Annotated in this window: 16 protein-coding genes; 1 reads left to right on the top strand and 15 read right to left on the bottom strand. The window is 62.8% G+C overall.

Annotated elements, in window-relative coordinates; all coding sequences use genetic code 11:
- The first annotated feature begins 251 nt into the window (after positions 1 to 251).
- The gene (gene hmpA, locus ACJ8IL_RS14725) at positions 252 to 1,442 is read left to right on the top strand and encodes an NO-inducible flavohemoprotein (protein ID WP_110612416.1); all 1,191 of its coding nucleotides are present in this window, start codon (positions 252 to 254) and stop codon (positions 1,440 to 1,442) included.
- A gap of 37 nt (positions 1,443 to 1,479) precedes the next feature.
- Here the strand turns inward: hmpA and ACJ8IL_RS14720 are convergent, their stop codons facing one another.
- From ACJ8IL_RS14720 to purL, 15 genes are all read right to left on the bottom strand, one after another.
- On the bottom strand, positions 1,480 to 2,664 hold the full coding sequence (locus ACJ8IL_RS14720) for a c-type cytochrome (protein ID WP_368908855.1): 1,185 nt from the start codon (positions 2,662 to 2,664) through the stop codon (positions 1,480 to 1,482).
- Positions 2,661 to 4,571, bottom strand: a complete 1,911-nt coding sequence (locus ACJ8IL_RS14715; protein WP_342095898.1) for an NAD(P)-binding protein — start codon at positions 4,569 to 4,571, stop codon at positions 2,661 to 2,663. Before ACJ8IL_RS14715 ends, ACJ8IL_RS14720 begins: the two co-directional genes overlap by 4 nt.
- Before the next feature lie 85 nt (positions 4,572 to 4,656).
- Complete coding sequence (gene patD / locus ACJ8IL_RS14710) at positions 4,657 to 6,081, bottom strand: aminobutyraldehyde dehydrogenase (protein ID WP_197769677.1); 1,425 nt, start codon at positions 6,079 to 6,081, stop codon at positions 4,657 to 4,659.
- A 35-nt stretch (positions 6,082 to 6,116) separates the two neighbouring features.
- Positions 6,117 to 6,923 (bottom strand): ABC transporter permease, encoded by an 807-nt coding sequence (locus ACJ8IL_RS14705; protein WP_004941378.1) that lies wholly within the window; start codon positions 6,921 to 6,923, stop codon positions 6,117 to 6,119.
- Positions 6,913 to 7,857, bottom strand: a complete 945-nt coding sequence (locus tag ACJ8IL_RS14700) for an ABC transporter permease (protein WP_025303927.1) — start codon at positions 7,855 to 7,857, stop codon at positions 6,913 to 6,915. The genes ACJ8IL_RS14705 and ACJ8IL_RS14700 overlap by 11 nt, the downstream gene beginning before the upstream one ends.
- 1 nt (position 7,858) lies before the next feature.
- Positions 7,859 to 8,887 (bottom strand): ABC transporter ATP-binding protein, encoded by a 1,029-nt coding sequence (locus tag ACJ8IL_RS14695; RefSeq protein WP_015378790.1) that lies wholly within the window; start codon positions 8,885 to 8,887, stop codon positions 7,859 to 7,861.
- A 53-nt stretch (positions 8,888 to 8,940) separates the two neighbouring features.
- A complete protein-coding gene (gene ydcS, locus ACJ8IL_RS14690) occupies positions 8,941 to 10,095 on the bottom strand; it encodes a putative ABC transporter substrate-binding protein YdcS (RefSeq protein ID WP_025303928.1) in 1,155 nt (384 codons plus the stop codon).
- 73 nt (positions 10,096 to 10,168) lie between these two features.
- The gene (locus ACJ8IL_RS14685) at positions 10,169 to 11,632 is read right to left on the bottom strand and encodes a gamma-aminobutyraldehyde dehydrogenase (protein ID WP_442516627.1); all 1,464 of its coding nucleotides are present in this window, start codon (positions 11,630 to 11,632) and stop codon (positions 10,169 to 10,171) included.
- Between the two features lie 115 nt (positions 11,633 to 11,747).
- Positions 11,748 to 12,671, bottom strand: coding sequence for a LysR substrate-binding domain-containing protein (locus ACJ8IL_RS14680; RefSeq protein ID WP_015378793.1), 924 nt, complete (start codon positions 12,669 to 12,671; stop codon positions 11,748 to 11,750).
- 330 nt (positions 12,672 to 13,001) lie between these two features.
- Complete coding sequence (glnB, locus tag ACJ8IL_RS14675; protein WP_004847623.1) at positions 13,002 to 13,340, bottom strand: nitrogen regulatory protein P-II; 339 nt, start codon at positions 13,338 to 13,340, stop codon at positions 13,002 to 13,004.
- A gap of 11 nt (positions 13,341 to 13,351) precedes the next feature.
- On the bottom strand, positions 13,352 to 14,974 hold the full coding sequence (locus tag ACJ8IL_RS14670; protein WP_025303930.1) for an NAD+ synthase: 1,623 nt from the start codon (positions 14,972 to 14,974) through the stop codon (positions 13,352 to 13,354).
- Between the two features lie 130 nt (positions 14,975 to 15,104).
- The gene (gene glrR, locus ACJ8IL_RS14665) at positions 15,105 to 16,445 is read right to left on the bottom strand and encodes a two-component system response regulator GlrR (RefSeq protein ID WP_025303931.1); all 1,341 of its coding nucleotides are present in this window, start codon (positions 16,443 to 16,445) and stop codon (positions 15,105 to 15,107) included.
- Positions 16,442 to 17,314: a two-component system QseEF-associated lipoprotein QseG gene (gene qseG / locus ACJ8IL_RS14660; protein WP_050505132.1), complete on the bottom strand. Its 873-nt coding sequence runs from the start codon at positions 17,312 to 17,314 to the stop codon at positions 16,442 to 16,444. The genes glrR and qseG overlap by 4 nt, the downstream gene beginning before the upstream one ends.
- Positions 17,315 to 17,317: 3 nt before the next feature.
- Positions 17,318 to 18,754: a sensor histidine kinase gene (locus ACJ8IL_RS14655; protein WP_025303933.1), complete on the bottom strand. Its 1,437-nt coding sequence runs from the start codon at positions 18,752 to 18,754 to the stop codon at positions 17,318 to 17,320.
- A gap of 887 nt (positions 18,755 to 19,641) precedes the next feature.
- Positions 19,642 to 23,535, bottom strand: coding sequence for a phosphoribosylformylglycinamidine synthase (gene purL / locus ACJ8IL_RS14650; protein ID WP_197781267.1), 3,894 nt, complete (start codon positions 23,533 to 23,535; stop codon positions 19,642 to 19,644).
- Positions 23,536 to 23,600 lie beyond the last annotated feature (65 nt).

The following is a 23,600-nucleotide window of genomic DNA, read 5'->3' as shown; positions in this document are numbered from 1 at the left end:
TGACAGAGGTTTTTACGCAAACGATTGGCATAAGGTGGCGCAAGGCTTTGATCCGCTAAATGCCGCCGTTTATCAACGGACATTTCCTCATGCGAACAATGCGCTTTTTTCATGTTCTGTGAGCGCGATCGACGCCCGAAGAACACCGCAACGAAAACAAGGGTATTTACAAGCGACGCGGAACCCAATAAGATGCATTTAAAATACATCATTACAATTATCGTCAAGATCCCAACCCAAGGAGCGCTTCCATGCTGGATAGCCAAACCATCGCCACCGTGAAATCCACCATTCCCCTGCTGGCTGCGACCGGGCCGAAGCTGACCGCCCACTTTTACGATCGCATGTTCGCGCACAACCCGGAATTGAAAGACATTTTCAACATGAGCAACCAGCGCAACGGCGATCAGCGTCAGGCGCTGTTCGACGCCATCTGCGCCTATGCTGCCAACATCGAGAACCTGGCGGCGCTGCTGCCGGCGGTGGAGCGCATCGCGCAGAAGCACACCAGCTTCAATATCCAGCCGGAGCAGTACAACATCGTCGGCGGTCACCTGCTGGCGACCCTGGACGAAATGTTCAGCCCGGGCCAGGAAGTCCTGGACGCCTGGGGCAAGGCCTACGGCGTGCTGGCCAACGTATTTATCCAGCGTGAAGAGCAGATTTATCAGCAGAGCGAAACCGACAACGGCGGCTGGCGCGATCTGCGCGCATTCCGCATCCTGAAGAAACAGCCGCAGAGCGACGTGATCTGCAGCTTCGTGCTGGCGCCGGTGGACGGCGGCCGGGTGGCGGACTTCAAACCGGGGCAATACCTGGCGGTCTACATCAAGCACGACAGCCTGGAGCATCAGGAAATTCGCCAGTACTCGCTGACCACCTCGCCAAACGGCGAGTTCTACCGCATCGCGGTGAAGCGCGAAGATCAGGGGAAAGTCTCCAACTACCTGCACCAGCAGGCGCAGGAAGGCGACGTGATCGACATCGCCCCGCCGCACGGCGACTTCTTCCTCGACGTGGCGCCGACCACGCCGGTGGCGCTGATCTCCGCCGGCGTCGGCCAAACCCCGATGCTCGGCATGCTCAACACCCTGCACGACAACCAACATCAGGCGCAGGTCCACTGGCTGCACGCGGCGGAAAACGGCAGCGTACACGCCTTTGCCGATGAGGTAGCGGATATTGCCGGCCGTATGCCAAATCTGAGCCGCCATGTGTGGTACCGCGAGCCGGGTGCCGATGACGTGGAAGGCCGCGACTACCACAGCCGCGGATTGATGGATTTGAGCGCGCTGCAAGGCAGCCTGGCCGATCCGCAGATGCACTATTACTTCTGCGGCCCGGTGGCCTTCATGCAGTTCGTGGGCAAACAGCTGCTGGAGATGGGGGTAGAGGCCGAACGCATCCACTACGAATGCTTCGGCCCGCATAAGGTGCTGTAATGCTTGCGGAGCGCGGCCGTCAGACCGCGCTCCCTCTTCATTTCGCCTGCAGTTGGCGCGCGTCCTGGACCTGCTGCACCGTCACCGGCGCCGCCTGGTTGCCCCAGCTTCCCCGCAGATAGCTCATCAGATCCGCCGCCTGCCGATCGTTCAACGCCCAGCCGTAAGCCGGCATGTCGAACGCCATCGCCTGCTGCGTGATCGGCGTATGCGCCCCCTCCAGCACCACCCGCAGCGCGGTCAGCGGATTGTCCGCCGTTACCGTGGCATTGCCTGCCAGCGCCGGAATGGCGAAGTCGGTACCCTCCCCCTTATTGCCGTGGCAGGTCGAGCAGTACATTGCATAGGTCGCCTTGCCACCCGGGTTATCCGCCTGCGTGGCTGGCGCAGCGGCTTTGGCGGCGGTTTCCGGCGCCAGACTGCGCAGGTACACCGCGATGGCGTTCAGATCGCCGTCGCTGAGATACTGCGTGCTGTGGGTTACCACCTCGCTCATCGGCCCGGCGACTGCCGCATGGCGGCTGCGGCCGGTTTTCAGCAGCGCCGTCACCTCTTCCGGCGGCAGGCCGCGCAGATTGGAGGCGTACCAGCCGTCCAGCTCGGCGCCGCTCAGGAATACCGGCTCCTTGCCATCCAGGCCCTTCTCCTGCATCGCCCAGCCGCGCGGCGTGTGGCAGCTGCCGCAATGGCCCGCGCCCTGCACCAGATAGGCGCCGCGGTTCCACTCGGCGCTTTGCTGCGGATCTGCCTGATACGGCTGGTCGTCGTGGAACAGCGAGTTCCACACCGCCAGCGGCCAGCGCATCGACAGCGGCCAGCTGATGTCGCTGTCCCGGTTGGCGACGTTCTGCGCCGGCACCTCATTCATCAGGTAGTCATACAGCGCGCGCATGTCTTCCGCGCTCATTTTGGCGTAGGAGGTGTACGGCATCGCCGGGTAGAGCCGGTGGCCGTCTTTGGCTACCCCCTGGCGCATGGCGCGATCGAACTCCTCGAACGAATAGGCGCCGATGCCGTGCAGCTTGTCCGGCGTGATGTTGGTGGCGTAGATAGCCCCGAGCGGCGTCGGGAACTTCATGCCGCCCGCCAGTTCAGCGCCGCCCGGCGCGGTGTGGCAGGCGGTGCAGTCGCCGGCTTTGGCGACGTATTCCCCGGCCGACATCGCCTGGGCCGAGCCGCCGGCCGCCAGCAGGCTCAACAGGTACAGCGAACGCAGACTCATGCTCCCTCCTTGGCGACAACCTTGCCGTAGGCCAGTTCGTTCACCGCGCGCCACGCCTGATCGATCGCCGAGTTGGCGTACGGGCTCCAGTCGGAATCGGAGTTGGCGATAACGATCTTGCCGATCGGCTGCCGCGCCGTTTCGATGATTTTCTTGGCTTCGTCTTCGTCGTCAAACAGCCCGTTGAGGAAGTAGGAGTAACCGTGCGACCAGCGGTTGACGGTGATCGCCTGAATGTCGCGCTGATGGTCGAAACCGGCCTCGCCCAGCATGCCCTGTAGCTGTTCGCGGATCATCTGCTCGTGCACCTCGAACGGCGTGCCCAGCAGCAGCGCGCGCCCTTTGCGCGACTGCTCGCGCGGGCTGAGGCCGCTGCCCGGCAGCGTCGGCACATAGACCATATGCAGGCCGATTGGCCGAGCCGGATCGCGCGGGTGCTGGTATCCACCCATGCTCACCGGGTAGTCCAGCTTCACGCGGCTGTACGGTGCGGCCGGCGAATAAATTTCGTGCACGCCCAGCTTGATGAACGGCTGCCAGTTGCGGATCACCACCTTGCTGTACACCAGCGGCGCCTTGACGTTCTGCTTCAGCGCCTCCTGCTGCTCGTGCGACATCTCCGGCACCAGGTACGGGATCATCATGTTGTAGCCGGCCATCACCACCTGCCCGGCGCGCACCTTGGTCATCTTCTCGCCGGTCATATAGGTGACTTCCACCTTGTCGCCGACGTTGGCCGCGTGCAGCCCGGTGCTGTTCAAACGCAGCTTCACCGGCGACTCCGGCCGATCGAGCTGGCTGTAGTCGAATTTGGCCAGCACCACGTCATTCATGTCTTTGCCGGCCGGCGCCACCGCCGGGATCAGCTTGCGCACCATCAGGCGCGTCAGCGTGGCATTGCCGTCCGGGAAGTGGAACACGTAAGGATCGTCGAGATCCGCCTGCGACTCTTCGTCCAGCGGCGGCAGATTCATGCCGCCGAGGCCCGGCAGATCGCAGATGCGCGCATCGCTGCACGACGTGCCGTCGATGCCCACCGCCTGGAAGTCGTTGGTGGTCTGTTGGAAATAACGGATCGCCAGCTCGCTCAGGCCCACTTTTTCACGCAGGAACTGGGTGTAGCTGTGGGTATCGAGCCACTCGACCTTCTGCTCCAGCGTCATCTCCGGCAGATAATCTTTCTCCACTGTATGCAGTGCGATCAGCGCCTGGCGATCGCTTTCCGGCAACGGGAAATCGCCGATGAACGCTTCATACGAACGGCCGTTGAGGCGATCGCGCGGAATGTCGTCCGCCACTGTGCGGCCCGGATCGCCGCTCACCACCTTGTCGACGCCGAAGTTCTTGCGATCGAAGTAAACCCCGCGGCTCAGGTTAAGATCCGGGTAGAAGGTGGTGTCAAACGCCTGCTCCAGTTGGTCGATATCGACGCCGAGCTTGTGCAGCAGCCCCATCGCCACCGGGCTGAAGTTGGAGCGCGGCGACTGCAGCGATTCACTGCCGCCGTAGCCGAGCAGCATACCGTCGTCGGTGTTGAATTCGTTGCGCTTGGCGTGGCCGCCGAAGTCGTCATGGTTGTCGATCAAAAGAATGCGCTGCTGCTCGCCTTTCAGCTGCTGCCAGAAACAGGCGGCCGCCAACCCGCTGATGCCGGCACCGACCACCACCAGATCGAACTCTTCAACGGCGGGTACGCTGCCGAAATCAAAGGTTTTGCCGTCGCGCCCCAGTTGATGCGCATGCTCGAACGAGCCCGGATGGTTACCCCGCAGCCCGGTCAGCGCCGGCGGGTAGTACAGGGTTTGATTGGCGGTTTGCGGCGACGCACGCAAGATTTGCAGCGGCGTCAACCCGGCGGCGATGGTGATCGCCACCCCGTTGAGAAAATCGCGTCTGGTGATACCCATATAGGCTTCCTTTCAATTTTTATTATCATCAGCCGGCCGGAGCCGGCTCGAAGGCCGCGCTATTGTGCGGATAATTATTGTAAAATCAATGTTTGAACATCACATGACGAATGGCCGTGTAATCCTCCAGCCCGTACATCGACATATCCTTGCCGTAGCCGGACAGTTTCTGGCCGCCGTGCGGCATTTCGCTCACCAGCATGAAGTGGGTGTTCACCCAAGTGCAGCCATATTGCAGCCGGGCGCTTAAGCGATGCGCGCGGCCCACGTCGCGGGTCCACACGGACGACGCCAGCCCGTAGTTGGATTCATTCGCCCAGGCCAGCACCTGCTCTTCATCGTCAAACGGCGTCACCGTCACCACCGGGCCGAACACTTCGCGCTGCACGATCTCATCGTCCTGGCGCGCGCCGGCCAACAGCGTCGGCTGGAAATAGTAACCCGGCCCTTTCACCTTCTCGCCGCCGGTCACCACCTGCACGTGCGGCAACGCTTTGGCGCGCTCGACAAAACCGGCCACCCGCTCCAGATGCTGGGCGGTAATCAACGGCCCCAGTTCGGTGCTCTCGTCGTCCGGCGCACCAATCTTCAGGCTGGCCACCGCCTCGCCCAGCCGCTTCACCAGCTCGGGATAAATGCTTTTCTGCGCGTAGATGCGGCAGGCGGCGGTGCAATCCTGCCCGGCGTTGTAGAAACCGAAGCCGCGAATGCCGTCCACCACCTGCTGCAGATCGGCATCGTCGAACACCAACACCGGCGCCTTGCCGCCCAGCTCCATATGGGTGCGCTTAATGCCGGCGGCGGTGTGGGCGATGATGTGCTCGCCGGTGGCGATCGAGCCGGTCAGCGACACCATGCGCACCTTGTCATGCCCGGTCAGTCGATCGCCGACGCCGGCGCCGCGGCCGAACAGCACGTTGAGCACGCCCGGCGGGAACAGCCCGGCGGCCAGTTCGGCCAGTTTGAAAGTGGTCAGCGGCGTCTGCTCCGAAGGCTTAATCACCACGCAGTTGCCCGCCGCCAGCGCCGGCGCCAGTTTCCAGGCCGCCATCATCAGCGGGTAGTTCCACGGGGCGATCGAAGCCACCACGCCGAGCGGATCGCGGCGGATCATCGAGGTATGCCCGGCCAGATACTCGCCGGCGGCCATGCCGGTCAGGCAGCGGCTGGCCCCGGCGAAGAAGCGAAACACGTCGGCCACCGCCGGCAGTTCGTCATTCAATACGCAGTGATAAGGCTTGCCGCAGTTGAGCGACTCCAGCCTGGCGAAAGTCTCGGCATGCTCGTCGATCAGATCTGCCAGCTTGAGCAGATGCTCGGCGCGCTCCTTCGGCGTGGTTTGCCCCCAGGCGACGAACGCGGCATCCGCCGCCAGCACCGCGCGATCGACCTGCTCCGGGCTGGCCTCCGCCACCTGCGCGATCACTTCGCCGGTCGCCGGGTTATACACCGGCTGGGTCGCGCCCTGGCCATTCACCAGTTGGCCGTCAATCAACAGTTGGCTTTGCATAGGGTTATCCTTTTATCAGAGGTCGGGTAAGGAAATTATTTGCCGCTGCCGGCGACGCTTTCTCCACCTTTGGTCAGGTAGTAAGCGCCGAGGATCGGCAGCATGGTCAACAGCATCACCGACAGCGCCACCACGTTGGTGATCGGCACGTCGCGCGGGCGGCCGAGCTGGTTCAGCAGCCACAGCGGCAGCGTGCGCTCGTGGCCGGCGGTAAAGGTGGTCACGATGATTTCGTCGAACGACAGCGCAAACGCCAGCATGCCGCCGGCCAGCAGCGCCGAGCCGAGGTTCGGCAAGATCACGTAACGGAAGGTTTGCCAGCCGTCGGCGCCGAGATCCATCGACGCTTCGATCAAGCTGTACGAGGTGCGGCGGAACCGGGCGATGACATTGTTGAACACGATCACCACGCAGAACGTCGCATGGCCGACGACGATGGTCAGGATGCCCGGCTCGATGTTCAGCGCCTTGAACGCCGCCAGCAGCGCCAGGCCGGTGACGATCCCCGGCAGCGCGATCGGCAGCAGCAGCAGCAGCGAAATGCTGTCCTTGCCGAAGAAATCGCGCCGATACAGCGCCGCCGCCGCCAGGGTGCCGAGCACCAGCGCGATGGCGGTCGCCAGGCAGGCGATCTGCGCCGACAGCAGTACCGCATCGAGGATGTCCTGCCGCCCGGCGGCGACGTTAAACCAGTGCAGCGTGAAGCCCTTCGGCGGGAAGCTGAAGGCCGCATCCTCGGTGTTGAAGGCATAGATGGCGATGATCGCCAACGGGAAATGCAGGAAGACAAGTCCGCCCCAGGCGGCCAGCTTCAGCCCTAAGGGCGCGCGTTCAGAGTGCATCGAAAGCCCCCAGACGTTTGACGATGGAAAGGTAGATGGCGATCAGGACGATCGGCACCAGCGTAAAGGCCGCGGCCATCGGCATATTGCCGATCGCGCCCTGCTGGGCGTACACCATGCTGCCGATGAAATAGCCCGGCGGCCCCACCAGCTGCGGCACGATAAAGTCGCCCAGCGTCAGCGAGAAGGTGAAGATCGATCCGGCGGCGATACCCGGCACCGCCAGCGGCAAAATAACGTGGCGGAAAGTCTGCGCCGGTCGCGCGCCCAGATCCGCTGAGGCATGCAGCAGCGAGGGCGGCAGGCGCTCCAGCGCCGCCTGGATCGGCAGGATCATGAACGGCAGCCAGATATAGACGAATACCAGAAAACGCCCCAGCCCCGAGGTCGACAGCGTGTTGCCGCCGACGCCGGGCACCGTCAGCAGCGAAGCCAACAGCGGCTCCAGCCCCAGGTGCTGCAGGAACCACTGCGCCACGCCGTCTTTCGCCAGCAGCAGGGTCCAGGCATAGGCTTTAACGATATAGCTGGCCCACATCGGCATCATCACCGCGATATAAAAGAACGCCTTGACGCGGCCGCTGGTGTAGCGCGCCATATAATAGGCGATGGGGAACGCCAGCACCGCGCTGGCCAGCGACACCAGCACCGCCATGGTCAGCGTGCGCAGGATGATGTCGTAGTTGGCCGGGTTGAACAGCGCCGCCAGGTTGGCGAAGGTCAGGTCCGGCGTCACCGCCATGGTGAAATCGTCGAAGGTGTAAAACCCCTGCCACAGCAGCGTCAGCAGCGAACCGAGGTACACCGCGCCGAACCACAGCAGCGGCGGCACCAGCAGCAAAAGCAGATACAGCGTCGGCCGGCGATAAAGCCAGGTCGACAGCGCGCGCACGGTGCCGCCGCGCGCCGAAGGGGAATCGATGCTCATGTCCATCTCACCTCTCCTCCAGCAGCGGCACCATCGCCGCGCGCGGCCAGCAGGCAACGATCGGCTGGCCGATCTGCCGCTGTTGCCCTTCGGCGATCCACTGCGGATTGGCCTGGCTGACCAGCAGCTTTTCGCCGCCGTTCAGCGCGATTTCATACCGCGTGGCCGCGCCCTGGTAATGAATTTCCTGCAGCGTGCCCTGCACCTGGATCTCGTCCTGCGCCGCGCCGCCTTGCTCCAGCAGGCGAATATGCTCCGGCCGGATCGAGAAGGTTCGGCTTTCGCCGAGCAGGCGCTGCGCCAGTTCGCTGCGCACCACGTTGGAAGTGCCGACGAACTCGGCGACGAACGGCGTCTTCGGCCGCATGTAAAGCTCGCGCGGCGTATCCACCTGTTCGATGCGGCCGTTATTGAACACCGCCACCCGATCGGACATCGACAGCGCTTCGCTTTGATCGTGGGTGACGAAGATAAAGGTGATGCCCAACTGGCGCTGCAGCTTCTTCAGCTCACCCTGCATCTGCTCGCGCAGCTTGAGATCCAGCGCGCCGAGCGGCTCGTCCAGCAGCAGCACCCGCGGCCGATTGACCAGCGCGCGCGCCAACGCCACGCGCTGACGCTGGCCGCCCGACAGGTGCGCCGGCTTGCGTTCGGCGACGAAACCGAGCGCCACGCTCTCCAGCGCCTCTTGCGCCCGCGCCAGCCGCTCGCGTTTGGCGACGCCCTTCACCATCAGGCCGTAGGCGACGTTTTCCAGCACCGACATGTGCGGGAACAGCGCGTAATCCTGAAACACGGTGTTCACGTCGCGCTGGTACGGCGGCAGGTTGGCGGCTTCCTGGCCGTGGATGCGAATCGAGCCGGAAGTGAGCTGTTCAAAGCCGGCGATCAGGCGCAGGCAGGTGGTTTTGCCCGAGCCGGACGGCCCGAGCATGGAGAAGAATTCCCCGTCCTGAATATCGATGGATACCCGATCCACGGCGCGAACATCGCCGAAAGTCCGCGAAACATCGATGAATTGCACGGCAATGGTCATTTTCTGTGCTCCATACGGATGTGATTCGGGCGCAGCGCGCTGCGCCCCGCGGCTTAGCGGCCGCCCATGATGGCGATGTAGTCCTGGGTCCAACGGCTGTACGGCACGAACTTGCCGCCCTGCGCCTGCGGCGTTTTCCAGAAGGCGATTTTGTCGAACTGGTTGAAGCCGTTGGTTTCGCAGCCCTTCTCACCCAGCAGCGCGCTGGCCTTGCAGCCCGCCGGCGAAGCCGGCACCGACCCGAACCAGGCCGCCACGTCGCCCTGCACCTTCGGCTCCAGCGACCAGTTCATCCACTGGTAGGCGCAGCTCGGGTGTTTGGCGTCGCTGTGCAACATGGTGGTATCCGCCCAGCCGGTCACGCCCTCTTTCGGGAACACGGTGGCGATCGGCTGCCCCTCGCCCTTCAGGGCGTTGGCCTGATACGGCCAGGCGCTGGAAGCCACCACGCCTTCGTTTTTAAAGTCGCTCATCTGCACCGAGGTATCGTGCCAGTAGCGGTGGATCAGCGCGTGCTGGCTGCGCAGCAGCTTCAGCGCCGCCTGATACTGCTCTTCGTTGAGCTGATAAGGATCGCTGATGCCGAGCTGCGGCTGGGTGGCCTTCAGGAACAGCGCCGCGTCGGCGATGTAGATCGGGCCGTCGTAAGCCTGCACCCGCCCCTGGTTGCTCTTGCCGTCCGGCAGGTTCTGCTGCTGGAAGATCACCGCCCAGCTGTCCGGCGGCGTCGGGAAGGTTTTGGTGTTGTACATCAGCAGGTTTGGCCCCCACTGGTACGGCGTGCCGTAGGTTTTGCCGTCCACGGTGTACCAGGCGCCGTTCAGCAGGCGCGGATCGATGTTCTTCCAGTTCGGGATCAGCGCGGTGTTGATCGGCTGCACCCGCTTGCCGAAGATCAGGCGCAGCGAGGCGTCGCCGGAGGCGGTCACCAGATCGTAGCCGCCTTTGGCCATCAGGCTGACCATTTCATCGGAGGTAGCGGCGGTCTTCACGTTCACCGCGCAGCCGGTTTGCTTCTCAAACTGGGTGACCCAGTCGTAGTTTTTGTCGGACTGGCCGCGTTCGATGTAACCGGGCCAGGCGATGATATCCAGCCGGCCTTCGCCTTTGCCCAGTGACTGCGGCAGATCGGCCGCCTGGGCCAGGCCGCACAGCACGGTGAGACAGAGCGCGGAGACGGTGGTGGTGACTGCGGTAGTTTTTCTCATCGTAATTACCCCTGTGTTGCGTATCTGTGTGCGGCAGGGAACGGCTGCCGCCCGATTTTGCTTTATAGAACCGCTAGAAGCTGGCTTTGAACTTCGCCATTACGTGCCTGACAACGCTGTAATCCTGCAGCGAATCGCTGGACAGATCCTTGCCGTAGCCGGAGCGTTTCAGGCCGCCGTGCGGCATCTCGCTCGCCAAGGTGAAATGGGTGTTGATCCAGGTGCTGCCGTACTGCAGATGGGCGGCAATGTGCAGCGCCCGATCGATATTTTGCGTCCACACCGACGAAGCCAGCCCGTATTCCGAGTCGTTGGCCCACTCGACCGCCTGCTCCAGATGCTCGAAGCGCGTGACGCTGACCACCGGGCCAAACACCTCGCGCTGCACGATTTCGTCGCTTTGCAGGCAGCCCGCCAGCAGGGTCGGCTGGTAGTAGAACCCCGGCCCGGAGTGGGCCGCGGCGCCGGTGATCAATTCGATATGCGGTTGGCTGAGCGCGCGCTCGACGAAGCTGGCGACGCGATCGCGCTGGCGGGCACTGATCAGCGGGCCGATCTCGTTGTCCTGATCGCGCTTGCGGGCGAAGCGCAGGCTGGCGACCGCCTCGCCCAGCGCGTCCACCAGTTTGGGATAGATGCCGGCCTGCGCGTAGATGCGGCAGGCGGCGGTGCAGTCCTGGCCGGCGTTGTAATAGCCGTAGGTGCGAATGCCGTTGACCACCTCGTCGAGATCGGCGTCGTCGCAGACGATCACCGGCGCTTTGCCCCCCAGCTCCAGATGAGTGCGCTTGACGCTTTTGGCCGCCGCCTGGAGAATTTTTTGCCCTGTGACGATATCGCCGGTGACCGACACCAGCCGCACCTGCGGGTGCCCCACCAGCTGGCTGCCGACCCCTTCCCCGCCGCCGTAGACAATATTCAGCACGCCCGGCGGCAGGATCTCCTGCAGCGCCGGCACCAGCGCCAAAATGGTCAGCGGCGTGTGCTCGGACGGTTTGAACACCACGGTATTGCCCGCCGCCAACGCCGGCGCGATCTTCCACGCCGCCATCATCAGCGGATAGTTCCAGGGGGCGATCGAGGCCACCACGCCGATCGGATCGCGGCGGATCATCGAGGTGTGGCCCGGCACATACTCACCGGCCAGTTGCCCTTGCTGCGTACGCACCGCGCCGGCGAAGAAGCGGAACACGTCGACCACCGCCGGCAGATCGTCATTGAGCGCCTGATGCAGCGGTTTGCCGCAGTTGAGGGCTTCCAGCTGCGCCAACTGCGGCGCCTGCCGCTCGATGGCGTCGGCGATGCGCAGCAACAGCGTGGCGCGCTGGGCCGGCGTAGTGCGCGACCAATGGCCAAACGCCTGCTGCGCGGCTTTCACCGCGCTGCCGACCTGCGCCGCAGAGGCTTCGGTCAGGGCGATCAGCGTCTCGCCGTTGGCCGGATTGACGATGCACTCCTGCTGGCCTTCGCCGTCGATAAGCTGACCGTTAATGAACTGCTGACAGGACAAACCTGAGAGAACCTGCACATCCGCCATCGCCTGACGCCCCCAAGTGACAAAAACGTTAACCAAATGTGAATAAGTTAGTTTTAATCAGCCTAAGCGAGCCTCTGGCGGGCAACAAATTCTAAATACTGAACGCCGCGTTCGATTAAATCGAATGCTTAAGCCCGGCGGCGTGTTTGCTGCCGTTCTCACGCGCGATGGTGAGGAACGGCGTCACCAGCTCCGGCCGCGCGCTGCCGCGCCGCCATGCCAACCCGATATCCAGCGGCTCCAGCAAATCGTCCAGCTTGCGCGCCTCGATCATGTTGCCCTCCAGCGACCAGGCGCGGTACGCCATGTCCGGTTGGATGGAGACGCCCATCCCCGCCGCCACCAGGCTGCGCACCGCCTCGGTCGAGGCGGTCTTCATGGCGATCTCCGGCTTCAGCCCGGCGCGCGCCCAGATGCGCCGCGCGTGCACGTCCATTTCATCGGCGTTGAGCTGGATCAGCGGCTGTTTGGCCACGTCCGCCAGGCTGATGCTCTCGTGCTCCAGCAGCGGGTGCAGCGGCGGCAGCCACAGACGATACGGCGAGTGCATCAGCACCTCGGTCTGCAACGCGTCGCGGTCTTCGATATTCGACAAGATCAGCACGCCGATATCGATCTCGCCGCTGACCAGCAGATGCTCGATGTACGGACGTTCGTCTTCAACCACCTGCACGGTGACGTTGGGATAAGCCGATTTAAAGCGCGTGAGCAACTCCACCAGGAAGTAACCGGCCACCAGGCTGGTGACGCCGATAGTCAGCTTGCCGGTCAGGCTTTCGGTGCCGATCTGCAGGCTGCGCTTGGCGTTGTCCACCGTCGCCAGGATCAGATACGACTGGCGCAAAAATTGGTGCCCCTGATGGGTCAGCGTCATGCCCTTGGCGTGGCGATCGAACAGCCGCACGCCGATCTCGGTTTCCAGCTGCTGGATCGCCAGCGTCAGCGAAGACTGGGAGACAAACACCGCCTGGGCGCCGGCGGAGATCGACCCGGTTTCCGCCACGGCGATGAAGTGGCGGATTTGGCGTAACGTCATCATCCCCATCGCCTTTCAAGCCGCTGCGTTGTTGTCTGCGTGCGCTTACCCCAGTCACTTACTTGAGTAAGCTCCTGGGGATGCACGCCCTTGCCGCCTAGCCGCAACTTGAAATTCATTGGGGATCACCTCAATCAAGATAGTTAGATTGATTGTAGATCCCGCGAGAAAAGCGATCGGGAAAAGTATCAAAAACGCGATAGCGTTCGCTTTTTTAGAATGCTGACAGGCAAAAAGGGGGAAACGGCGAGGCGAAGAAGCATGATGCGCGGGGGACAGAAATGACAAGGGCGCAGCACGCTGCGCCCTGATGGCCGATGATCCTGCGGAGGATCAGATCGCTTCTTCGTCCTGCTCACCGGTACGGATGCGCACCACGCGCGCCACGTCGAAGACGAAGATCTTGCCGTCGCCGATCTTGCCGGTCTGCGCCGTCTGCATGATGGTTTCCACGCAGGTGTCGACGATGTCGTCGGCAACCACAATCTCGATCTTCACCTTAGGCAGAAAGTCGACCATGTATTCGGCGCCGCGGTACAGCTCGGTGTGGCCCTTCTGGCGGCCGAAGCCTTTCACTTCGGTGACCGTCATGCCGGTGATGCCCACTTCGGCCAGCGCTTCGCGGACGTCATCCAGTTTGAACGGCTTGATAATCGCGTCGATCTTTTTCATCTTCTTTCCTTTTACCAATTTTTGCGGCCAAAACCGGATGTGATGGGGTAGCGGCGGTCTTTGCCGAAGTTACGGGCGGTGATGCGCGGCCCGACGGCGGCCTGACGCCGCTTGTATTCGTTGATATCCACCAGGCGGATCACCTTGCGCACGATCGCTTCGTCGAACCCTTCGGCCACCAGATCGGCGACCGACTTGTCGCGCTCAACGTAGCCTTCCAGGATCGCATCCAGGATATCGTACGGCGGCAGGCTGTCCTGATCGACCTGATCCGGCGCCAGCTCGGCGGACGGCGGACGATCGATCACCCGCTGCGGGATCACGTAGGAGACGGTGTTACGGTATTCGGACAGCTTGAACACCAGCGTTTTCGGCACGTCTTTCAGCACGTCGAAACCGCCGGCCATATCGCCGTACAGCGTGGCGTAACCGACCGCCATTTCGCTCTTGTTGCCGGTGGTCAGCACGATGCTGCGGCGTTTGTTGGACAGCGCCATCAGCACCACCCCGCGGCAACGCGCCTGCAGGTTTTCTTCGGTGGTGTCACGCTCGGTGCCGGCGAACATCGGCGACAGCTGGCCCATAAAGGCGTCGAACATCGGTTCGATGGAGACGATATCGAACTCCACGCCAAGGATTTCCGCCTCTTCCTTGGCGTCGGCGATGCTGATATCCGCGGTATAGCGGAACGGCATCATCAGCGCCTGCACCTTGTCTTTACCCAACGCATCCACGGCGATCGCCAGCGTCAGCGCCGAGTCGATGCCGCCGGACAGCCCCAGCACCGCGCCTTTAAAGCCGTTTTTGGTCACGTAGTCGCGCACCGCCAGCACCAGCGCCTGATACACCTGCGCCAGCTGCGGCAGTTCAGCGGCCGGATCGGCCATCGGCACCACGGCCAGCTCGTTGAATTCCAGACGAGTCACCTGCTCGTCGAAAGCCGCCAGACGGTGGGTCATGGTGCCGGCGGCGTCGAATACCTTGGAGCAGCCGTCGAAGATCAGCTCATCCTGGCCGCCGACCTGGTTGAGGTACACCAGCGGCAGCTGGGTGCGCTGGCAGTGGCCGGCCATCAGCGTTTTACGGATATATGGTTTTTCGCGGTTATACGGCGAGGCATTGATCGACAGGATAATCTCCGCGCCGGCCGCCTTGGCGGCGTCGATCGGCTCAGGGAACCACAGATCTTCGCAAATCAGCAGCCCCAGACGATAGCCTTTCAACTCCACCACGCAGGTGTCGTTGCCGGCGTGGAAATAGCGCTTCTCATCAAACACGCCGTAGTTCGGCAGCTGCTGCTTGAAGTAGCGGGTCAGCAGGCGGCCTTCGGCAAACAGCGACAGCGCGTTATACAGCTTGTCGCCTTCGCGCCACGGGTGGCCGACCAGGATCGCCGTCTCGGCGGAGGCCTGTTGCAGGCGCAGCAGCTGCGCGTCGCAGCGCTGATAGAAGTCATTGCGATACAGCAGGTCTTCCGGCGGGTAGCCGGACAGCGCCAGTTCGCTGAACATGACCAGATCGGCTCCCGCCTTCTGCTGCTCCTGCACGATTTGCAACATGCGTTCGGTGTTGCCTTCAATGTCGCCGACCAGCAGGTTCAGCTGGGCCAGGGCGATGGAAAGTGATCTGCTCATTTGTGTACGATCCCGCTTAATACGTTCCATGGTGCTCTACGCCGGGGCGCGCCGCGGCAAAGAGAACGGAGTGTAAATCATTCCGCCGGATTTGTTGAGAACCTGCGTGGCAGGCACCGGCGGGAATCTGTCATTCTTTGAAATCGTTGGCGTCCAGCTCGTGACGCGACAGCAATTTGTAAAACTCGGTGCGGTTGCGGCCCGCCATGCGTGCGGCCTGGGTCACGTTGCCCTTGGTGATCTGCAGCAGCTTGCGCAGGTAGTGCAACTCAAACTGGTTGCGCGCTTCGGCAAAGGTCGGCAGCGCGGTGTTTTCCCCTTCCAGCGCTTGCTCCACCAGGGCTTCGCTGATCACCGGCGCCGAGGTCAGCGCCACGCACTGCTCGATGACGTTGACCAGCTGACGCACGTTGCCCGGCCAGCTGGCGGTCATCAGCCGCTTCATGGCGTCGGTCGAGAAGCTGCGCACGAACGGCTTGTGCCGCTGAGCCGCTTCGCGCAACAGGTGGTTGGCCAGCAGCGGAATGTCTTCGGCGCGCTCGTTGAGCGCCGGGATCTTCAGGTTCACCACGTTGAGGCGGTAGTAGAGATCCTCGCGGAACTCGTTCTTCGCCATCGCCTTTTGCAGATCGCGGTGGGTGGCGGAGATGATGCGCACGTCGATGTCCAGATCGCGGTTGCTGCCCAGCGGCCGCACCTTGCGCTCCTGCAGCACGCGCAGCAACTTCACCTGCAGCGACAGCGGCATATCGCCGATTTCGTCGAGGAACAGCGTGCCGCCCGCCGCCGCCTGGAACAGCCCTTCGCGGCTGCTGACCGCGCCGGTAAAGGCGCCCTTGGCGTGGCCGAACAGTTCGGACTCCAGCAGCTGCTCCGGCAGCGCGCCGCAGTTGATGGCGATGAACGCCTTGCCGGCGCGCGGGCTGGCGGCGTGGATCGCCTGCGCCACCACCTCTTTGCCGGTGCCGCTCTGGCCGTTGATCAATACGCTGACGTCGGACTGCGCCACCATTTTCACCTGCTCCAGCAGGCGCAGCATCAGCGGGCTGCGGGTGACGATGTCTTCCCGCCAGGCCTCGTCGCCGGCCGGGGTGGCCGACAGCGCGAGCGCCTCGTCGATGGCCTTGTACAGCGCATCGCGATCCACCGGTTTGGTGAGGAAGCTGAACACCCCTTGCTGGGTGGCGGCCACCGCATCGGGAATCGAACCGTGCGCGGTGAGAATGATCACCGGCATGCCCGGCTGATGTTTTTGGATCTCGGCGAACAGCGCCATGCCGTCCATCTCGTCCATACGCAGATCGCTGATCACCAGATCGATCTGTTCGCGCGCCAGCAGGCGCAGCGCTTCCTGGCCGCTTTCGGCGGTGGTGACGTGAAAACCTTCACTGGTCAGGCGCATGCCCAGCAGCTTCAGCAGGCTGGGATCGTCGTCAACCAATAACAGGTTGGCCGGTTTGCGTGCGGTCATTGCGCGTGGGACTCCTTATTGGCAGGGGGCGGCGTATAGGTGTCTTCCGGTTCAACCGGCAGCGCGGTGCCCTTTTCCGGCTCGTCCTGCGGCTCAGCCCCTTTGGCGGCCGCGCCGTTTTTACCGGCGGCTTCGCCCTTTTGGGAGCCCGCGCCGTTGTCCGGGATTTCCCCTTGCAACTGCTTGCGCGAAGAGAGCTGGCGCTCGATGTCGGTCAGGTTTTCCAGCTTGCGCGAGGTGTCCTGCAGCTGCGATTGCAAACGCGCCTGGCTCTGGCGCAGCGAATCGATCTGGCTGTCGCTGCTCTCCTGCAGATGCTGATAGCGCGCTTTCTCATCGAACAGCGTGATCTGCAGCATCTGCTGCTGGCGCCACAGCTGCGTCAGTGGACGCAGCGAGCCGGGGAACTCCATCCGGTAGCTGTTGATCCTGTCGATCATCTGGCGGCGTTCGCCGGAGGTCGGCTGTGCGCTACCCAGCAGGATGCTCTGTTTGAAAACGCCGGACCAGCTGTCACCCGGCACCGTTTTCGCCAGCGCGCGCGCCTGGGTCGACCCGATGCGATCGGCGCAGTCCATCGCGCGCAGCCAGTAGAGCGCATTATCCAGCGCATCCTTGTCGTCCAACTGCCACAGGGTATCGCAAGCCGCGGTGCGGTAATCGATCACCTTGGTATCCGGGATCGCCTCTTGCTGCTGAGAGTTCAGGCCGCCGCTGACGGCGCGATCGACGCAGCCCGCCAGCAACAGCGGCATAAAGAAGACGGCGCCCAACCAGCTGATCGGGCGTTTGCCGAGCGGCGCTCTGTGCGTGGCACGCGGTGAACGTTCGGTCTGTGAAAGACGAAGGCGCTTAGACCATGTGTACATTATTTATTCATTCTCGGCGGTTAACGGCAGTTCAATGCGGAAGCAGACGTCTGCACCGGCGACCGTCGCCAGTTGCAGCTCACCGCGCATGCGACGGATACAGTCCTGAGCGATGCTCAACCCCAGTCCGCTTCCTTTTACCGCCCCTTTTCGCTGGTGACTACCCTGGAAAAAAGGCTCGAAAATCATGGCTCTTTCAGCCTCGGGGATCGGCGTGCCGGTATTGGCGACGTCGATTTGCACCCGTTGTCCAACCTGACGGCTGCGGATCCAAATGTTACCGGATTCCTTGCCGTAGTGCACCGCATTGGAGTAGAGATTATCCAGCACGCGCATTAATAGCGTAGGCTCTGCCCAGCAGATTTCCGCCTCCAGCACGATTTCGGTGGAAATCATCTTCGCCCGCGCCGGCAAACTGTGCGCGGCGACCACCAAATCGACCATCTCGCGCAGCTCGACGTTCTCGTGTTCCGCCGGGCCATCGGCCAGTTTGCGGTTGTAATCCAGCAGCTGTTCAATCAGCTGCTGCAGGTGGCGACTGCTGTTGTCGAGGATCGTCACCACCTCTTTCTGATCGGAAGTCAGCGGCCCCGCCACCTCGTCGGCCAGCAGCTCGGTGCCTTCGCGCATGCTGGCCAGCGGCGTTTTCAACTCGTGCGAGATATGGCGCAAGAATTCGTGGCGCTGCGATTCCAGCCACGCCAGCCGCTCGCTCAGCCAGATGATGCGCTGCGCCAGCGAACGCAGCTCGCGCGGCCCTTTGAACGATGCAGTGCTGCCCAACGCGCGCCCTTCCCCCAGGCGGTTGATCATCCGTTCCACGGCTTTGACCGGCCCGATGATCATGCGGGTAAACAGCACCACCAGCAGCACGCTGACCAGGAACAGCAGCAGCGCCTGCCAGCCGAAGAACTGGCCACGCTCGGCGATGGCCTGCTGCAGCTGCTGGCCGCGCGAGAACACCACCGCGCGCGTGGCCTGCACCATTTCGGCGTTGGAACGGGAGAACGATTCGAGCAAGGCCGAAGCCTCTTGGTCCGGCCCGCTGTTATGGCATTTGATCGCCGCCAGCTGGGTCAGCAACTGACGCAGCGTTTGGTAGTAGCGCTCGTCCGGCAGAATCGGCGCGTGGGCGTCCAGCATCTGCGAATACTGCTTGCGCTGGTTCTGGTACAGCTTCTGCAGCGTAGGATCGACCAGCACGCAGTACTGACGGTAGCTGCGCTCCATCTCCAGCGCCACGCTGGTCATCGCCTCGCTGCGCCGCGCGTCCACCAGCGTGGTGCGGTTGATGTCCGCCGCCTGCGCGCTGAGGTGATCCAGACTCTGGTAGGCCTGATAGGCCAGTACCAGCAGCGGCAGCAGCACCAACAGAAAGGCCAGCAGCACCAATTGCCGCAGCGAACGGGGGAATAAACGCCATTTTTTCAACGAAATCATCTCATTCTCTCAGCTCTGTCACGATGCTAACTGACTCGCCGGAAAGAGAAAAGCCCGGCAAGGGAGAATCCTGAACGCGCCAGGAAAAAACCGTGGGATCGGTGAACCGCGCCCATAGGCCTGGCCTGCCGACGACATGCGGCCCCGGCAGCATCAACCGGTGCGAAAGCGAGAGTATAGGGAGAACGTCTGCGTTCGAGGGCATAGGCAACGAAACAGGGATAAGCGCAGCGTTGAGAATTGACATCGGGGCAAGAAACTTGCCCCAACGCAAGGAAAGTGTGGATGCCCTTGAACCTCGTCCCCAGGGTGATGTAGCGCAGCGGCTGGCATCGAACAGGACGAATAGCATCCGTAAGTATCCAGGATTGATGAACCCTTCATCACAGTTGGATACAGGCGGTGCCTCACTCCACGTGTCGCCCGATGCTTGATAAAGCCGCTTGCACGGTCTGTTATCGGTTTAGTTGGACGATAGGCACCATTTCTTTGGCATCATTCGGAGGCTTATGAGGCGATTTGCCGTCTAATGACGGCGCCGTCATAAAAAGTTGAATGAGCAACTGACGAGAATAATGCACGCTGCGTGCCAACTTTGCAATTAAAATTATAATCACATGATTTTATTAAAAAATAAAATTATATCAGCAAATTTCTTTGCGCATCACGCACCGATGAGTGATGAAAAAAACGCCGCGCTGTCGCCAAATGCAGACAACTAAAGCCAAACCCGCTTACCATCAATAAAATCAAACAGTTAAATGTCTCCATTTAGCGACAGGAAAAATGGCGCCTGTCGCAAAATGCAGACACTGCCGCCAGTCGGCGAACGCCGGCCATAAAAAAGGGCGCAATTGCTTGCGCCCTCTGTACGGTGGTGGCCGTTTTTAGCCCAGCTGCTTACGGGCGTTGCGGAACATGCGCATCCACGGGCTGTCCTCGCCCCACTCTTCCGGGTGCCAGGAGTTGCTCACCGTGCGGAACACGCGTTCCGGGTGCGGCATCATCACCGTGGCGCGTCCGTTGGCGCTGGTTACGGCGGTAATGCCGTTCGGCGAACCGTTCGGGTTAGCCGGGTAAGCTTCCGTCACCTGACCGGCATTGTTGACGAAACGCAGCGCCACCAGACCATGGCTTTCCAGCGCCGCCAGATGCGCCGCATCGCGCACTTCGACGTGCCCTTCACCGTGGGAAACGGCGATCGGCATGCGCGAACCGGTCATGCCCTGCATGAACAGCGACGGGCTGGCCGCCACTTCCACCAGGCTGAAGCGCGCCTCGAAGCGATCCGACAGGTTGCGCACGAAGCGCGGCCAGTGTTCGGCGCCCGGGATCAGCTCGCGCAGGTTGGACATCATCTGGCAGCCGTTGCATACGCCCAGCGCCAGCGTCTGCGGACGGTGGAAGAACGCCTCAAACTCGTCACGCACCCGCTCGTTGAACAGGATAGACTTCGCCCAGCCTTCGCCAGCACCCAGTACGTCGCCGTAAGAGAAGCCGCCGCAGGCCACCAGCGTGTGGAAGTCCTGCAGATCGCGGCGCCCGGCCAGCAGATCGCTCATGTGCACGTCCACCGCGTCAAAGCCGGCGCGGTGGAACGCCGCCGCCATTTCAACGTGGGAGTTCACCCCCTGCTCGCGCAGCACCGCCACTTTCGGGCGAGCGCCCTTGGCGATGTACGGCGCGGCGATGTCTTCCTCGGGTGCGAAGGTCAGTTTCACGTTCAGGCCAGGATCTTGTTCATCCTGCTTGGCCTGATGTTCCTGATCGGCGCACGCCGGGTTATCGCGCAGGCGCTGCATCTGCCAGGTGGTTTCCGCCCACCAGGTGCGCAGCGTATTGCGGCTTTCGCTGTACAGCGCCTTGCCGTGCTGGGTGATGACGAAACGATCGCCGGCCTGCACGCTGCCGATGTGATGCACGTTGTCGGTCAGACCGTGCTGCGCGAACGCCCGCTTCACGTCGTCGAGGCGTTCGGCGCTCACCTGGATTACCGCGCCCAGCTCTTCGTTGAACAGCACCGCCAGCGCATCGTCGCCGAGGCCATCGAGGTTAACCTCTACGCCGCAGTGACCGGCGAAGGCCATCTCCGCCAGCGTCACCAGCAGGCCGCCGTCGGCGCGATCGTGGTAAGCCAGCAGCGCGCGATCGGCCACCAGCTGCTGCATGGCGTTGAAGAAGCCCGCCAGCTGCGCAACGTTGCGCACGTCGGCAGGTTTGTCGCCCAGTTGGCGGTAAACCTGCGCCAGCGCGGTGGCGCCCAGCGCGTTATGGCCGTTGCCCAGGTCGATCAACAGCAGCGCGCTGTCGCCCTTATCGGTGCGCAATTGTGGCGTCACGGTGTGGCGCACGTCTTCCACGCGGGCGAAGGCGGTGATGACCAGCGACAGCGGCGAGGTCATTTCACGCTGTTCATTGCCTTCCTGCCAGCGGGTTTTCATCGACATGGAGTCTTTACCCACCGGAATGGTGATGCCCAGCGCCGGGCACAGCTCTTCGCCCACCGCTTTCACCGCTTCGTACAGGCCGGCGTCTTCACCCGGGTGGCCGGCGGCGGCCATCCAGTTGGCGGACAGCTTCACGCGCTTCAGACTGCCGATTTCCGTGGCGGCCAGGTTGGTCAGCGCTTCCCCGACCGCCAGGCGGCCGGAGGCGGCGAAGTCCAGCAGCGCCACCGGCGCGCGTTCGCCGAGCGACATCGCTTCGCCGTAATAGCTGTCCAGGCTGGCGGTGGTGACCGCACAGTCGGCCACCGGGATCTGCCACGGGCCGACCATCTGGTCACGCGCCACCATGCCGGTAACGGTGCGGTCGCCGATGGTGATCAGGAAGGTTTTCTCCGCAACGGCCGGCAAATGCAGCACGCGTTTCACCGCGTCGGCCAGCGTGATGTTCTCACGCTGCACCGCCTCGCCATGCGCCTGCAGGCGGGTCACGTCGCGGGTCATTTTCGGCGTCTTGCCGAGCAACACGTCCAGCGGCATGTCGATCGGCTGGTTGTCGAAGTGGCGGTCGTTCAGCGTCAGGTGCTGTTCTTCGGTCGCTTCGCCGATCACCGCATAAGGTGCGCGCTCGCGGCGGCAAATCTCGTCGAACTGTGCCATCTGCGCCGGGGCAATCGCCATCACGTAACGTTCCTGCGATTCGTTGCACCACACTTCCAGCGGGCTCATGCCCGGCTCGTCGTTGAGGATATCGCGCAGCTCGAAGCGGCCACCGCGGCCGCCGTCGCTCACCAGCTCCGGCATGGCGTTGGACAGGCCGCCGGCACCGACGTCATGGATAAACAGGATCGGGTTCTGGTCGCCCAGCTGCCAGCAGCGGTCAATCACTTCCTGACAGCGGCGCTCCATTTCTGGGTTGTCGCGCTGCACCGAAGCGAAGTCCAGATCGGCATCGGACTGGCCTGACGCCATCGACGAGGCTGCGCCACCGCCCAGGCCGATATTCATCGCCGGGCCGCCCAGCACCACCAGCTTGGCGCCGACGGTGATTTCCCCTTTCTGCACGTGATCGGCGCGGATGTTGCCGATACCGCCCGCCAGCATGATCGGTTTGTGATAGCCGCGCAGCTCAACGCCGTTATGGCTGTTGACGCGCTCTTCATAGGTACGGAAGTAGCCCAGCAGCGCCGGACGACCGAATTCGTTGTTGAATGCCGCGCCGCCCAGCGGGCCTTCGGTCATGATATCCAGCGCGGTGACGATGCGTTCCGGCTTGCCGAAATCCTGCTCCCACGGCTGTTCAAAGCCGGGAATGCGCAGGTTGGACACCGAGAAGCCCACCAGGCCGGCCTTCGGCTTGGCGCCGCGGCCGGTGGCGCCCTCGTCGCGGATCTCGCCGCCGGAGCCGGTCGCGGCGCCCGGCCACGGTGAGATCGCCGTCGGGTGGTTGTGGGTTTCTACCTTCATCAGGATGTGCGCGTCTTCCTGATGGTAATCGTACGTGCCGTTCTCCGGCGCGGCGAAGAAGCGACCGACCTGCGAGCCTTCCATCACGGCGGCGTTGTCTTTATACGCCGACAGCACGTAGTCCGGCGTCTGCTCATAGGTGTTCTTGATCATTTTGAACAGCGATTTAGGCTGCTGTTCGCCGTCGATGATCCAGTCGGCGTTGAAAATCTTGTGGCGGCAGTGCTCGGAGTTGGCCTGCGCGAACATATAGAGTTCGATATCCGTCGGGTTGCGCCCCAAACCGGTAAAGGCATTCAGCAGGTAGTCGATCTCGTCCTGCGCCAGCGCCAGGCCGAGCCGGACGTTGGCCTGCTCCAGCGCGGTGCGCCCTGCGCCCAGCACATCGACCGACTGATACGGCGCCGGCTGATGGTGCGCGAACAGCTGTTCGGCCTGTTGCAGCTCGCTGAAGACGGTTTCCATCATGCGATCGTGCAGCAGCGCGGCGAGCTGGCGCCACTGGGTTTCCGTCAGCTCGGGTGCCATGACGTAGAACGCCAGGCCGCGTTCCAACCGCAGCACCTGTTGCAAACCGCAGTTGTGGGCAATATCGGTGGCTTTGGAAGACCAGGGAGAAATGGTGCCCGGACGCGGCGTAACCAGCAGCAACCGGCCTTCGGGAGCGTGTTCGGCGAGAGAAGGACCGTACTTGAGCAGACGCTGAAGCTTGGCGTGTTCTTCGGCACTCAGCGGTGCACTAACATCGGCAAAGTGGACGTACTCGGCGTAGATATCACTGACGGGCAGGTGAGCGTCCTGGCAGCGGGACAGCAGTTTGGTAATGCGAAAAGCCGATAAAGCGGGCGAACCACGCAGAATTTCCATAATCAAAGTTCTCTCGTCTTCGAAGCGACGGATAAGACGCTTCATTGGGCGCAACAGGGGAAAACGCG

It is taken from the genome of Serratia sp. CY47444, from assembly GCF_052168635.1.
Taxonomy (GTDB): Bacteria; Pseudomonadota; Gammaproteobacteria; order Enterobacterales; family Enterobacteriaceae; genus Serratia; species Serratia bockelmannii.
Note: the sequence above shows the minus strand (reverse complement) of the source record. Positions and strands in the feature narration are given on the sequence as shown.